Consider the following 14,504-nt stretch of genomic DNA (forward strand, 5'->3'; position numbering starts at 1 on the left):
AAATAATAACCTCCCCAAAGAAACTGCAAATATTTTAGCAGATTGGGGAGGGTTCTGAATCATCTTTTAGATAATCAATGTGCAAAAAAATCCTGCCTGCCAGGACTACTTTACGAGCAAGATTACAAGATACCTGGAACCGGGTGCGGCCGAACTGGAGTTGACGGTTTTCCCCAGTGAGGAGAATATTCCGGCCTGGGTGGATCAGAGCAAGCTGACAGACCAAATGCAGCAGCGGCCGCAGTTCTTTATTCAATTTAGCGAGACTTATCAGGGCATACCGGTTGCGGACAGTTCTCATATAGTTCGGGTTGATGCCCTTACCGGTAAGGTAACAGAATTTGGTATCGGGTCCCGCAATACATCCGTTACCCTCCCGGACAGCAATGACGCGGTGACAGCCGATGTGGCGAAGGCAGAGTATTTAAATCGCCATCCCCTGCGCCTGGTGTACATCTGGCCGAAGTATTATGAACAAAAAGCGCCGTCTCCCCAGTTGGTCTATTGCCCGGTTTCCGGGGAAAGGGGCTATATCGATGCGCTTACCGGAAAAACGGTGGTGCTGGAAAGGAACTAACAGGTCCCGGACAAGCCTAAGACGGGAAAGCGGTGACTTGGGGAGATGAAATAAAAAAAGGGGAGATGACGGCGCAGGCCATAACCTGTTCGCCGGTCTTGGTCCGCATCCCGGCGGCCGTTGCGGGGGGAATTTGGGGAAGAATTCCCGTAATGGAAAGGAGCAGTTTGTTGAAAAAGATTAGAGGGGCAGCCGCCGTGGCGCTGGCTGTGGGCATGTTGTTGTTCACAACTGCCTGGGCGGCGGGAAAAGAGGCGTCGAGTATGCAGGCAGTACAGGACGGTCTGGAAACTGTAGAGTTGAAAGACGGGCTTGTCGGGCAGCCGGTTGTAAAGAAAGCGTTGAATGAGTCGCAGCGGCAGGCGCTGGAAAGGATCTTACAAATCGTGCCCGAGCTAGAGGGACTCTCCGTGGTAAACCTTAGTGACGAGGGGGATGCCATTTGGACGGTAACCCTGGACGACAGCGACGGAGCTGCGCCGTCCGGCATTATGCATACTCGCGCGGAACTCGTTTTTGAAACGAATTCAGGAGAACTGATCGGGTTTCATGTCCTGAACCCGGATTGGGCTTCAGACGAGCTTCCGGCAGCTGGGCCGGCCAAAGAAAAGGCGGCTGAATTCGCCCGGCGGGTTCTGGGAGATAAAATGAAGGACTATCAAATGAGGAATCAGATAAGCTATGGCGGTGGATGCGCACGGGACGAACAGGGGAACGAGATAGCGTGGGCCACGGCGGATGTGCAGTTTGAACGCCTGATCAACGGTATCCCCTTTCTGGACAGCTGCATTCGGGTAAGCGTCGATGCGGCGGGGCATGTTGTCGACTATTATACGGAAGGATATTACAAAAGAAACGACAGTGTAAAAGACAGTGGGCAGGATCCGGCAGTATTCCCTGATCCTGCGTTGGCAATGACAAAGCAGGCGGCGGAAGGGATTTATGCCAATCTGGTGGAAATGAAGCTGAACTACGTTGAGCGGAAGCTCCTGCAGTATCCTGAGCCAGGCAAAGAAGAGGTCGAAACCCGGCCGGTTTTGCAGTATACTCCTACTACATATGCGTTAATAGACGCTGTAACAGGGAAGTCGCTGGCTGAATCTCAGGAGCGGCTGCCGACCAGTCTGATCAGACTGGCAGGAGAGGGCAAAAAACTTGTTGCCGGAACGCCTGAAGAAGCGATCGCTCTAATTGCTGCTGAAACCGGCATAGATATTTCCGGCATGAAATTTATGAGGGAAGATGAGCGTGGAGATAACCTTAAGCCAGGGATTAAGATGATAGAGTACAACTGGGGTTCCGGATCCCGGGCGGGGAATGAAGACATGCCGGATTACAGCATTCGTTTGTTAACTATCATCATGCTGGCAGATACAGGCCAGGTTACCGACTTTAGTCTTTACGATGAGTCCGGGCGCGGCAAAAAAGCGACAATATCCAGAGAAACCGCCCAGGAAACAGCGATTCAATTCATGCAGAAGCATCTGGAGCAGGGCACGGCTGAACTGGAAATGTGTGTTTATTCAACGCAGGATGACAGCATTCCCGACTGGGTGGACAGAAGCAAGTTGGAATACTACGGGCAGCGGCCGGCATTTAAATTTACCTTCACATATACACACCAGGGCATACCGGTTTTGGACCGTTTTAGCTTCGTTACCGTAGACGGGCTTACAGGCGGTATTACTGCTTATTCCGGCGGGAACAGCAGTCCACCCGTCACCCTGCCGGACAGCAGGAATGTTGTGACACCTGAAGCGGCAAAGGCCGAATTTTTAAAAAGCCAACCGTTGCGTCTGGTTTACCTCCGGCCTGAGTATTTCGGCCAGAAAGCACCCAAGCCCCTCCTGGTGTACATGCAGGACCACAGTTATGGTGGCGGGCAATATATCGACGCCCTAACCGGAAAAACTGTGACTTTGGAGATGAAATAGAAAGGGATATTTTAATTTTTCTTGCACAGAGGGAGAGAAAGTCACCTCTGTTTATCTGTGTTCAGGTGGTATATAGACAAACTTTTTGGCCAGAACAATAAAATTAGCCTTGTCCATATCAGATTCAGTTTTTCTTCCCCGCATTAAATCCTGCCGAAAGCCGTTCCCTTAACTTATGTAAAAATAAAAAACCGTTTGCCGTGTTGTCAAGTCTATATAGAGTGTAGGCTTTTAACCGGTTAAAGCTTTAAATGCGGCAAGACGGGAGGTTTTTTATGATTTTTGCGGATCCGGATAAGGTTGGAAAGGCGCGCCGGGGTGACTCCAGCGCTTTTCTGGAACTTATTCAAGAGAGAAAGGACGATATATACAGACTGGCATTCACCTATGTGAAGAATAGAGAGGAAGCCCTGGCTGTTCTTCATGATGTTGTATATAAGGTGTGTATATCCTTAAAGAAGCTTAAAAACCCGGAGTTGTTTAATACCTGGCTGATTAGAATCACGGTAAACTGTTGTATCGATCATCTAAACAAGAGCAAGAGAATTGCCGGCTTTGAAATAAAATATGACAATCCGGAAATGCTGGAACAAATTGCTGACAATAGTCAAGATTATGGGGATTTAATCTCAAACATTGACTTATTCAATGCCATTGACAAACTCAGCCTGGAACAGCGAACTGTTGTCGTCTTAAAATACTTTCAGGACCTGACCCTGTCCCAGGTGGCGGAGGTGCTGGCATGTCCGCTTGGTACGGTTAAAACCCGTCTTCATAAAGCACTGCATGATTTAAGGCAAGAACTGAAGGAGGGATATTAATGAGTAAAACTTATCAAGATGATTTCAACAATATAGTGGTTCCAGTTGAACAGGTGGATCTGGTCATACAAAAGGCTGTCAGCAAAGGCCAAAAGCACCTTAAAGCGAAAAGACGGATGATCATGGGCGCCTCGGTGCTCTTGCTCTGCGCCTGTATTTTTGGCAGCGGCTTTGTGGCTCCTTCAATGGCCAAAGTTCTGGTAAACATACCGTTTGTCGGATCGGTATTTGAAAGGGAAAAATTCGCCACGAGCGGCCTGGGAAATTTAGCTGATGAGGATGTAGCTAAATTTGATGATCTGCAGATCACCGATCAAGGCATAACTGTGGCGATCAGGGAAGCCTATTACGACCAGACCGGCTTTGCTGTCGGTTATGTGGTAAGCGGCGCAGAGTTGTCGGACGAAAGGAACTTCCATGCGTATTTTTACTATAATGGGCGTGCCATCTCCGGCGGGGGCGGTGGCTGGCATGACAAGATCGATAATATGTATATTGGTTTGGAGCAATTCCAGCCTGGCGCCGGACTCACCCTCCCCGATAGTTTTGATCTGGAAGTGGTCATAACCGATGACCTGGAGGAATTGAAAAGAAGCCCTTACCGTTTCAAAATACCGGTATCTCGCACCGGTGTTGATGAAAAAACAAAAGAAGCGCTGGTGATGAAAGCTATCGATACCGGCGAGGGGACTCTGCTGGTGAAAAAGGTGCTTTTTACCCCTGCTGCAACTGAGGTGGAGTATGAATTCATCCAACCCGGCAGCGATAGAAAAAGATACCGTGGATATTCCGTTGGAAACTGCACCTTCAAGCTGATTGACAGCAGCGGTGTTGCACTGGAGCCGGGTTCCTCCCTGCGGCAAGGCAGGCCTGAGGGAGAAAAGTGGGTGGATAACTGCCGGGTCGACTTTCCATCTATGAAAGAACCTGCCGGGAATATGGCTTTTGAACTTATATCACAGGAAGGCCGAAAGATTCGGGCGGATTTTGAAGTAAAATAGATTGGGGATGAGATCAGCTGCTCCAAAATGGTGTAGTTTTGGGGCAGCTGAATAAATCGCCGTCAATTTTCCGGCTGGAATTTCCCCGGTCATTCGCCGCTTGAAAATAGTCAACCGCCTTTCTCACTTTCAGCTCCGGCAGGCAAATATTGCAAACCGCTTCATGAAAATCTTAGGTTTTCTTAAATATATGGCAAGTTAACAAAAAATGGACTATATAGTGAACCTGCTCTTTATATTCGCCGTCATATAAATTGAGTTCACATTTTAAACCGGTTGTTTCCGGCTGTGCTGGCGAAGGGGTGTCGATTTATGACCAAAAAGGCTATTATGATGGGAGTCATTATTTCTTTGATTCTGGCTATGCCTGCGTATGGTTTTACGGCAAAAAAAATGCAAGCCGCAATAGTGCTGGATAATGCGAAAATTGAGGCTTGCGCCTATATTTTTGGAGGAGACATTTACCTGCCGTTGCGGGCGGTTGGTGAAGCGCTCGGCTATGAAATACAGTGGTCGGAGAAGGATAAGACGGTTTCCGTCTCCAAGACCGGAAAAAACATAATGATTGATATGAACAACGATAAAATAACCGTAGATGATCATGTTTGTTATATGAGTGGAGATTATTCAGGCAAGGGGTTCAACGGCGGTACCACAATAGGGGACAGAGTGTACATGAGGACGGACTTTTTCTCCGACAACTTGGGGCTTAAAGTTCAATGGGACGGGCTAAATGGGATAATTCAACTTGAAAGCGTAATAGAGAACGCAATTTCCATTAAAACAGTGAAAGAAGCTTCTGAAACCGATAAAATCAAAGTAACTTTACAGTATCCGCAGGTTGACGGTTTGGCTGACAAAACCGTGCAGGACAGTATCAACTCCATTTTCGAGAAATCAGCAACGGATGCCAGGAATGAAGGCCTGAAAAATGCTGAAGAAATGGAAAAGGTCGTGGCGTCGGGTTATACAGGCACTCTAAACAAGTGTGAAACCTATTTTGACTACCGGTTGAAATACAATCAAAACGGACTGTTGAGCGTTGTATTTATGGATTACCAATACGCAGGGGGGGCGCATGGACTGATGGTGCAAAGCTCCCATACTTTTGATCTGAAAACAGGGGAAGAATACAGGCTTAAGGATCTGGTAAAGAGTGACGCGGACTATGTTTCTCTTATTAACAATACCGTCAGGAATGAGATAAATAATAGGGTTAAGGAAGGAATGCTGTCTGAAAATGCACCCTTCAAGACCATCAAGGACGAACAGGATTTTTACCTTTCCAATAACGCGGTTGTGGTTTACTTCCAGCAGTACGAATATTGGCCCTATGCCGCCGGCATACAGGAATTCCCGGTTGAGTTTTCAGCGTTGAAAGAGATGCTGAAACACGATTTCGGCTTCTTGAACGACAATGTAAAAGAGCAAACTAGGCCTGAAGATATTGAAAACGGTATGTCCGGTGAAGGCAAGCTGTTTATGGCAATAAATAAGGCGGGTATTCAGCTCCTGCAAAAGATATCCGTGGAGGAAGAGGGGCAAAATACCATCTTATCCCCCGTCAGTGTCTCTACCATGCTGGCAGTCCTGGCAAATGGAGCGGCCGGCAAGACCCGTGCGGAAATCAGCGCAATAATCAATCCGGAACAGCTTCCCGCGAAGGAAATGAATGAAAAATACCGCGACACCATAAACAACCTCATACGTTCGGGCTACGAGGAAAACGGAAAGAAAACCACCCTTGTGGAGCTTGCCAATTCTTTATGGATACAGGAAAACCTTCGAGTAAAAGACGGTTTTTTAAAAGACGCCAAAACCTATTACGAGGCTGATGCGTACAATGTAAACTTCGCTGATGACAGCGCTGTATCCGCCATGAACCGGTGGATTGAAGATAAAACCCACAACAAGATCCAAAATTATTTATCTGAAGTGAGTCCCCAGACAGCCATGGTGGCGTTTAGTTCCCTTTACTTCAATGGAAAGTGGCAGAGCCCATTTGATAAATCCAAAACACAAAAGGAAGATTTTCAGCTAAGCGACGGCAGTACGGTCAAGGTGGATATGATGAACGCTGAAAGACGGATCGGTTATTATGAAGATGATCAAATTCAAGCAGGCAGTTTCAATTATTACGGCTGCAGTATGCTGGTCATTCTTCCCAAGAGCAGTACCGGCGCATATCTCCCCGGCGTGGGCTATGCGGAAGTTAACAAAGCGCTCAGCAACTTAGAGAATATGAAAGTAAAAATAAAATTCCCCAAATTTAACTTCGCGCAAAAAAACGATCTGGTTAGTCATTTGAAAAGCATGGGGCTGGATTCCGCCTTTGACAGCGGGAGCGCGGATTTTACCGGGATTGCGGACAGGTCGGCAGGCTTTAACCTGTACATCAGCGATATATCCCAGAAATGTACTATCAGTGTGGATGAGGAGGGCACTGAAGCCGCCGCTCTGACTTCGGTAGTTTTAGCCGGATCTTCCATGCCCAGGGAAAACACCCCTCCGGAGTTTTATTTGAATAAACCTTTTATATTTGTCATCAGAGACGACCGGACCGGCTTGATCCTGTTTATCGGGAAGGTGAAAAACCCGTTGGATCATGGAAGACCATAATACCAGATACAAAAATTGATACCACATGAGGTGATTGGCATGAATAAATTGGTCACGATTGCTGTGCTCACAGTTATATTGCTGTTTGTTTTGGCAACTGGAGCCGGAGCTTCGGCAACCGGTGAGCCGCCGGCTGATTTAAAAGTGAAGATAGAGGAGGTCACCACCGAGCAGGAGTTCAGGGAGGTGGTTGACGATTTTAACTCCCTGCCCGGACCGGACGCCGGCGCAGCGGAGATTTTACTGGACGGTTTGAAAGAAGAGAATAGAATTGACGCCTGGAACGTTGTGGATGCCCTGGTGAAACTGATGACAGACGAGCAGGTATCTCAGCTGGCGAAAGATATTAATACTTACGATCAGGATAATATCAGCCGGTATTTGGTTTCTGTCCTGCTTGCCCGGATCAACAGTCCGGCTGATTTGACCAGCGCCCTGGTCTCCCTGCAAGACGGTTATTTTTCCGGAGGATACCTGCAATTTATGGAACAGATATGGCCGAGAATTATTACCGATCCGGCCGATGCGGCGCGGTGGTTGGATGAAACGTACGTCAAACTAAACAACCCGGCGGCCCGGGAGAGCTTTGTTAATGCGGTTGGTGTTGTTGCCCAGAAGCAAAACAGCGGAGTGAACCGCTCGGCAATCATAGACTGGCTGTGGCGAACGCAGGAAAAAGAAGCGGATTACGTTTACCGTTACAACCAGCTTGTTACCCTTTACCGGCTGGGGGAAACCAGAGCGCTGGACGCGATCGACGGCTTCTATCCCGGCATTGCTTCCGACCAGAACAGAGCCGGCTTGATCCGTAGCATGGCCGACATCATGCGCTGGCGGCAAGAAGAACTTGATCAGGACAAATTGATTGACTGGCTGTGGAAAGTAGCCGGAACGGATGTGTCGCCCTATTGCCGTCAGACAGCCCTTGCCGCCTTATACCTGGATTTGGGCCAGGAAAAAGCTTTGCAACAGTTTGTCCATGATACCGACCAAAACGGGTTGGCTGCCCTGAATCAAGAGGGTCAAGTTTTTCAAATTAATTCGGACTGGCAGCTGTTGAAGGATATTTCCCAAAAATATCCGCAAAGCTATCTTGGCCGGGGAATCAAGGCCTATGAAGAAGTGCGGGGAAAACCTTATTTTGAAATTGACCGTCCGGAGGAACAGTTTACCGCCGCCTGGACCCCTCCTTACGGGGATGAGGAATACGAGCCTGACCGGGAGATTCCGGGCTGGGAAAAATTCCTGGCCGATTACTCCCGCCACCCGGCCGCGGACGATGCCGCTTACCGGCTGGCCCGTTGTTACGAGATTAGGGGCCGTTTTGCCGATGCCGTCAGCATGATGCAAAAGGCGCGTTTTTTACCGGATGGAGACATGCGCTATGCGGCGGACGGCAGGTTGGTTTATATTCTGGATGTGAGGATGAATTATGATCAGTTAAAGGCGCTATCTTCGGAAACCCTGGCGGCGCCGCTGGACACTTTGGTCAACTATGCCCTGGCTGTCGGGGAAATAAGGCGTGATCATTATGCTAGCGCCGCCCTGATGCTGGAGGAATTATTAAAACAGCCGGAAGATCCGGCAAGCGGCCGGTATATTTTGCCTTTTTCCCGGCTGAACGTCGATCATCAATACGATTTTCGCGGCGCAGTAGAAAAGCAGCTGGCCGCGGTAAAGGAGCTTGCCGGTTTGCAGGCACAGTGGGAAGAATCTAAAGATCCGGCTGATTTATACAGTCTGGCGGCATCCATCTTTCATAACGAGATGCTTTACTATAGCCACCTATGGGCCGGGAACCGGCAGTATTACAACTGGTTAGGAAACATTAACGCTACGGGCCAGGGGCATGCGCCCGCGGAAATGGCTGCCTTTGCCCGGGAGATGATCAACTACAACCACAGCCTGCCGTATTTCCAGCAGGTTTACCGGGAGCCGTCCTCTGCGCCGGAGTTGAAGGCCAGGGCTCTCTATTCCACCGGTCTATGCTATATCGGCCTGGACGAGTGGGGTGATGACGCTTTATTCGCCTTTAATTTGCCGGAGCTTGTAAAGAGAATCACTTCCACCTACCAGCAGTTTGTCCGGGAATACCCGGAAAGCTCCATGGCCGATGACGCCCTGCTGGCGCTTGGCGCATACACCGGCGACGCTGCTTATGTGCAAAAAATATTTGAGGATTACCCTGATAGTGACGTATTGGAAAAAGCAAAAAATCTGCTAAAGGATATGGAGTCACCTTATTATAGGCCAGGCAGCCGCTATGGATGGTCGGCGCCTTTTAAAATCATGTCCCGGGAGGACCAAAACCTGCCGCAAGAAATAAGGGATTGGGTGGACGCCAACGTTTTGCAGCCTTTTACCGGCTCGAAGACCATGGGAGAATGGAGTTATTTGCTTGTTGCCGCGGGAGAAAAACCAACAGCCGGCTACTGTGTGGGAATTACCGGCATCTCCGGCAGAGCGGACAAGATAACGGTTTATTATCAGGTTGACGGCCCGCAACCCGGGCTGTTGGCGGCGCAGGCGCTCACACATCCGTATATTTTAATCCGTATTCCGGCAAATGAGGCTGCGGTGGAATTTATTGAGGTAAGTTAGAATAGGTACCCATATTTTCAAATTAATGATACCGGTATCCGTTTATCGGTTTATAACAAAACACATAAAGGAGGAGAGTTATTTGAGACGGATTAAGGGAGCAGTAGCCGCTGTGCTGGCTGCAGGCTTGCTGATGTCCACAACCGCTTGGGCAGCGGAAAAAGAGGCGTCAAGTATGCAGGAAGTAAAAGGAGGTACGGAGATTGTCCAGGGGTCTGCCGGAGGTCTGGTTGACAAGGTGAAGTTAAATGAATCACAGCAGCAGGCTATGGAAAAGATTTATCAAATCATACCTGAACTAAAGGAATTATCCGTAGAAAATGTGCATGACGAGGGAGAGACTGCTTGGGGAGTATTTTTAAGCAACCGTAGCGGTGACGCGGCGCCCGGTATTATGTATGTTAACGCCAGTCTTGTTTTTTATAACACGGGGGAACTGATCAGGTTCGATATCCAGAATCCGGATTGGGCTTCTGTAGAGCTTCCAACTCCCGGGCTGGCGAAAGAAAAAGCTGCTCAATTTGCCGGCCGGGTGCTGGGAGATAAGATCAAGGACTACCAGATGAGTGACGCAATAAGCTATGGTGGTGGAAGTACATTTGACGATAAGGGGCATGAGATATCCTGGGCCTCGGCCAGTATACAGTTTGATCACCTGATTAACGGCATCCCTTTTTTGAATAGCGGTATTCGGGTGGGCGTGGACGCCGCCGGCCATGTCACCGAATACTACACAGAGGATTATTATCCAATGCAAGAGGGCATTAAAGAGAGCAGGGTGGATCCGGCTGCATTCCCAGCCCCTTCCCTGGCCATGACGCGGGAGGCGGCGGAAAAGGTTTTGTCCGGTTCGCTGGAAATGAAGCTGAACTACGTCGGGCGTCAGCCCTTGAAGTACCCGTTGTTTGGCAACCAGAAGGTTGCAACCCGGCCGGTCTTGCTGTATACTCCTTTGAACATTATGCCTATTGACGCTGTAACGGGGAAGCCGCTGGGTGATTTTCAGTGGCAACCGCAGACCAGCCTGATCAATCTGACTGGAGAGGGCAAGAAATTGATCGCCAGAACCCCCGAAGAAGCAGCCTCTCTAATTGCCGCTGAGACCGGCGTGGATATTTCCGGTATGAAGATTGCCCAGGAGGAAGAGCGAGGAAAGCACTTTGAGCCGGAGATTAAAGTGAAAGAATACATCTGGAGGTCCGACCCCCCAACGGGGCAGGACGGCCAGCCGGATTACAGCGCGATGCGTTATCTTTATATCAGCGCGTTGGCGGATACAGGACAGGTTGTTGGTTTCAATATCCAGGATGAAGGCGGGCAAGGAAAAAAGGGAATAGTAGCCTGGGAAACCGCACTGGAAACAGCCGTTCAATATGTGCAGAGGTATCTGGAGCAAGGCGCTGCCGAGCTGGAAATGTGCGCCTATCCTGCGTATGAAGAAAGCATTCCTGACTGGGTGGACAGAAGTAAATTGGACGGTAAGCCACAACCGGAATTTTATTTTACATTCACGCGAACGCACCAGGGCATCCCGGTTTCGGATTGTTCGTACTCTGTTACTGTAGACGGGTTGACTGGCAGGGTTACAGGTTTTCACGACGAGAACAGCAGTTCATCTGTTACTCTCCCGGACAGCAAGGGTGCTGTGACGGCTGAAGCGGCCAAGGCCGAATTCTTGAAAAGCCACCCGTTGCGCCTGGTCTACCTCTGGCCTGAATATTGCGGTCAGAAAGCCCCTGAGCCACTCCTGGTCTATATGCCGGACTATGGTTTAAGCAGGGGTTACATTGACGCCTTAACCGGAAAAACGGTGATGGTGGAGAATGATTAATCTTATAAAAAATGTTCACCTGTGGTCCGGCCTAAGGAGCGACGGAAATGAAAAACGCAAAAAAACTACTTGGCCTGATATTGGCTGCGGTATTGGCATTCTCGCTTTTAAATACACCCGCGCTGGTGGCGGACAGCGACGGCATCATTGCCTGTGGAACTGAGCTACAAGAGCGACAAAATGGTGATACAGGTGTAGTTCTGGACATCATCTAAAATACAGGATAACTACGAACTGGTACTTAGTAAAAAGATAGAGGAATTTGTTGATGCCTGCGAGAAATATAACGCAGGTCTTTTCTTTATGTATGCAATCACACTGGCCTATGAAATCTATATTCAGGCGGTACTGCTATGAACCTCTTTTCCATTATACCGGATCGTTTTTTCAGCGTCCTGGCCAGCCCTTAAAAGAGCACCATGCCGGGATCCTGTTTAAAAGGCAACCTGATCGAAAAGGTATCCTTAAATACTGCATTGTTAACAGAGGCATACCGCTGCCTCGGGCGGAAACCGAGAACGGAAGCGGCAAATGACGTATATGCTTTGGCCCGCAGCTATTCGACAGGCGCGCCTGACTGGGCGGCTTCTTTTTTTGCATGGGTAACTTCGCGGCTTGGCCGGGGGGAAAGCGTGGATCGTTATCTGGACTGGTGGCGCTTCAGCGGTACGGGTGTCTTCTAGTTTGAACACAGGAGGTAAGCCGATGCAGGCTTTACGAACGAAAATCAAGATATTTATGGGGGATCAGAGTAAACAGCAATTATTGGCTATCTCGCCATGCTCATTACTGTTTTGTTTTGGGGTATTTCATTTATCAGTATAAAAATAGCGGTAAGCGAAGTTCCGCCAATTACCATGGCCTTGATAAGATTTATTATAGCAAGCGCTATACTTCTGGTTATCATAAGGAAATTGGAACCGGCTTCGAAACTTCAAAAAGAAGACAGAATAAAGATGCTGACGGCTGGTTTCCTGGGTATAACGCTATATTTTTATTTTGAAAACAGCGGTGTAAATATGACAACGGCGTCAAATGCCTCTTTGATTACTTCAATCACTCCAATTATTGCGATAGCTTTGGACATGATAATTTTTAAGACTAAACCTTCTATTCTGAAGTTTGTGGGAATGGGTTGCGCTGTTGCAGGAGCTTATTTGGCGGTTACGGCAAATGGGCAGCTTTCTTTCAATTCAGCTACTTTTAAGGGGAACTTATTTATGGTTTATGCTATGCTGGCATGGGCTTTATATACTTTGCTGAGCAAAGCCTTGCAAGATAAATATTCTGGTTTATTTTTAACCACCTACCAGACCTTGTTTGGCACAATACTTTTGGTACCCGCTTCTTTTGTGGAGTTTAGACAATGGCAAGTATTCTCTTTTAGTGCATTTTTACATATTTTATTCCTCGCTGTTTGCTGCTCCGCAATCTGTTATTTCCTTTATATATTTGCTTTAAAAAGGTTGGACGTCGCCATTACCACGCTATACTTAAACCTCATCCCTGTTGTAGGTGTTGTCAGCGGTTACGTGGTATTGGGAGAGACTGTTCTGCCTGTTCAGCTTTTGGGCGGGCTGATGATCATTGTAGTTATAATTGCTATCAACCTGGAAAAGCAAAAATCGACCTTGAAAAGTGCAGGTGGGAATCCAGAATGCGCTAAAAGCGTTTGAATACTCATGCCGCTAAAACAAAACCAGTAGAGGATGAGAATCAGCAAATGCGGTTCGATTGCAATCGAATATGGCACGTTAGCGCAGAGCTTCTATAAGCCAATGATACATTTGTGCGAGTGAATTCGCAGATGCGACCAGGCAAGGTCGTGTTCATATAGTGGGGTGCGGAACACCCGCCGATTGAGCCTGTTTCACGCCAAAGCTTCCGATTGATCCCTTGGAGAACCGTTCCCCTGTGCGGGCTTTCTTTTGCCCCATGGCTTTAGAATTGAGATAACTACTAAGAATACAAAAATAGCCAAACTGATTATGATCCCAATGGACGATATCTTAAGACTCTGAAAATAAGCTGGATTCTGCAGGGGATGAATGGCGGCTGCATTCATTTTCTATCTCCTTCGTTTTCAATTCAGCCTCTGATTTATAGAGGACTGCTCTATATGGTGTTTATGCAGCCGCTTTGTCCCCTGGTAAACTTCAACCAACCTCACGAAGCATCTTTTCCATGGCATTTATTCGCTCCTTCATCTCGGATAGATCCTTGACTATCTTCTGTTGCTCCTCAGCTATCTTCTGCTGTACTTTGACTGCTTCTTCCGCCAGCTTGCGATAAGCCTCGTCCCTTGCAATTTCAGCCATGCTCGCGGCCTTAGCCCGTGTAGTTTTTAATACTTGCGATATCACAACGACGGCCACTATGGTAATCAGCGACAGAATAAAAAGCACAAATCCCATTCCGCCTATTCCGAAAATAACTTCTTCATTCATTTGTTATCCCCCTCATTATTAACGTCTGATGCGGTACCGGCAGTTTTTTTAATCGTGAGCGTTTTGACCGCTTCAGCGATGCTCTCCGGACTTAAGTGGAGTGCAAACGGTGTTATTTCGTAATAATTCATTGCTTTTCCATCCTCCGACAATTCCATTTTACTAGTCACCATTCCAGCATTCTCCAGTCGCTTCAAATGCATATACAGCAGTGGCCGGCTTATCATGGCCTCACGGGCGAGTTGACTGACATGAACGCGCCTGCCTGTCAGCAAAGCAATAATCTGTAGACGGTGCGGGTTGGCCAGGGCCTCCAGCATTTTGATCAGATCGTCTCCGGAAGGTGACGCTGGTTTAAAATGATTTTCATTTATTTCCTGATTCCCCCTTTTTGTAACGACATCCCAGGGACGTAGCAGGCTTGCTAACAAATTCTCTGGAAAGGTGTGAAATACTAAAATATTTCACCTGTAATAAATATATTACATATGAAATATCATGTCAAGACGAAATTATCCTTAGAATAAACCTTGTCTGTCCTCTTTGCGGGTCTTTGACACTTGCGCTAATATAGAAATCTCTACAAGCCTTGAAAACAGGGCTTTTTTTATTAAAAAAATGTCAAATTCTCTCCAATTCTTAGTGAGTAATTTTGCGTAATGTGTTATAATGT

Annotated in this window: 12 protein-coding genes; 10 read left to right on the plus strand and 2 right to left on the minus strand. The window is 47.9% G+C overall.

What is annotated here, in order from left to right:
* Positions 1–79: 79 nt before the first annotated feature.
* From Psfp_RS19515 to Psfp_RS19555, 10 genes are all read left to right on the plus strand, one after another.
* The gene (locus Psfp_RS19515) at positions 80–577 is read left to right on the plus strand and encodes a hypothetical protein (RefSeq protein ID WP_134220190.1); all 498 of its coding nucleotides are present in this window, start codon (positions 80–82) and stop codon (positions 575–577) included.
* A 32-nt stretch (positions 578–609) separates the two neighbouring features.
* A complete protein-coding gene (locus Psfp_RS19520) occupies positions 610–2,511 on the plus strand; it encodes a YcdB/YcdC domain-containing protein (protein ID WP_134220191.1) in 1,902 nt (633 codons plus the stop codon).
* Between the two features lie 275 nt (positions 2,512–2,786).
* Positions 2,787–3,332, plus strand: a complete 546-nt coding sequence (locus Psfp_RS19525) for a sigma-70 family RNA polymerase sigma factor (protein ID WP_134220192.1) — start codon at positions 2,787–2,789, stop codon at positions 3,330–3,332.
* Entirely contained in the window at positions 3,332–4,333 is a 1,002-nt protein-coding gene (locus tag Psfp_RS19530; RefSeq protein ID WP_134220193.1) for a DUF4179 domain-containing protein, read from the plus strand. Before Psfp_RS19525 ends, Psfp_RS19530 begins: the two co-directional genes overlap by 1 nt.
* 312 nt (positions 4,334–4,645) lie before the next feature.
* Complete coding sequence (locus tag Psfp_RS19535) at positions 4,646–6,952, plus strand: serpin family protein (RefSeq protein ID WP_134220194.1); 2,307 nt, start codon at positions 4,646–4,648, stop codon at positions 6,950–6,952.
* A 39-nt stretch (positions 6,953–6,991) separates the two neighbouring features.
* A complete protein-coding gene (locus Psfp_RS19540; protein ID WP_134220195.1) occupies positions 6,992–9,553 on the plus strand; it encodes a protease complex subunit PrcB family protein in 2,562 nt (853 codons plus the stop codon).
* A gap of 82 nt (positions 9,554–9,635) precedes the next feature.
* Positions 9,636–11,384 (plus strand): YcdB/YcdC domain-containing protein, encoded by a 1,749-nt coding sequence (locus Psfp_RS19545; protein WP_134220196.1) that lies wholly within the window; start codon positions 9,636–9,638, stop codon positions 11,382–11,384.
* Between the two features lie 47 nt (positions 11,385–11,431).
* The gene (locus Psfp_RS21880; protein WP_192895548.1) at positions 11,432–11,599 is read left to right on the plus strand and encodes a hypothetical protein; all 168 of its coding nucleotides are present in this window, start codon (positions 11,432–11,434) and stop codon (positions 11,597–11,599) included.
* A 204-nt stretch (positions 11,600–11,803) separates the two neighbouring features.
* On the plus strand, positions 11,804–12,067 hold the full coding sequence (locus Psfp_RS19550; RefSeq protein WP_134220197.1) for a hypothetical protein: 264 nt from the start codon (positions 11,804–11,806) through the stop codon (positions 12,065–12,067).
* 96 nt (positions 12,068–12,163) lie between these two features.
* Entirely contained in the window at positions 12,164–13,060 is an 897-nt protein-coding gene (locus Psfp_RS19555) for an EamA family transporter (protein WP_134220198.1), read from the plus strand.
* A 480-nt stretch (positions 13,061–13,540) separates the two neighbouring features.
* On the opposite strand, the gene Psfp_RS19560 is transcribed toward Psfp_RS19555, so the two are convergent.
* Both Psfp_RS19560 and Psfp_RS19565 read right to left on the minus strand, forming a co-directional pair.
* Complete coding sequence (locus Psfp_RS19560; protein ID WP_134220199.1) at positions 13,541–13,831, minus strand: hypothetical protein; 291 nt, start codon at positions 13,829–13,831, stop codon at positions 13,541–13,543.
* Complete coding sequence (locus Psfp_RS19565; RefSeq protein ID WP_243120816.1) at positions 13,828–14,262, minus strand: winged helix-turn-helix domain-containing protein; 435 nt, start codon at positions 14,260–14,262, stop codon at positions 13,828–13,830. Before Psfp_RS19565 ends, Psfp_RS19560 begins: the two co-directional genes overlap by 4 nt.
* Positions 14,263–14,504 lie beyond the last annotated feature (242 nt).

Source organism: Pelotomaculum sp. FP (assembly GCF_004369245.1).
Classification (GTDB): Bacteria; Bacillota; Desulfotomaculia; order Desulfotomaculales; family Pelotomaculaceae; genus Pelotomaculum_C; species Pelotomaculum_C schinkii.

Bases quoted from the DNA above. Each gene is read 5' to 3' on its own strand.
- Psfp_RS19525 (WP_134220192.1), top strand. From the start codon at position 2,787: ATGATTTTTGCGGATCCGGATAAGGTTGGAAAGGCGCGCCGGGGTGAC.
- Psfp_RS19530 (WP_134220193.1), top strand. From the start codon at position 3,332: ATGAGTAAAACTTATCAAGATGATTTCAACAATATAGTGGTTCCAGTT.
- Psfp_RS19535 (WP_134220194.1), top strand. From the start codon at position 4,646: ATGACCAAAAAGGCTATTATGATGGGAGTCATTATTTCTTTGATTCTG.
- Psfp_RS19540 (WP_134220195.1), top strand. From the start codon at position 6,992: ATGAATAAATTGGTCACGATTGCTGTGCTCACAGTTATATTGCTGTTT.
- Psfp_RS21880 (WP_192895548.1), top strand. From the start codon at position 11,432: ATGAAAAACGCAAAAAAACTACTTGGCCTGATATTGGCTGCGGTATTG.
- Psfp_RS19550 (WP_134220197.1), top strand. From the start codon at position 11,804: ATGCCGGGATCCTGTTTAAAAGGCAACCTGATCGAAAAGGTATCCTTA.
- Psfp_RS19555 (WP_134220198.1), top strand. From the start codon at position 12,164: ATGCTCATTACTGTTTTGTTTTGGGGTATTTCATTTATCAGTATAAAA.
- Psfp_RS19560 (WP_134220199.1), bottom strand. From the start codon at position 13,831: ATGAATGAAGAAGTTATTTTCGGAATAGGCGGAATGGGATTTGTGCTT.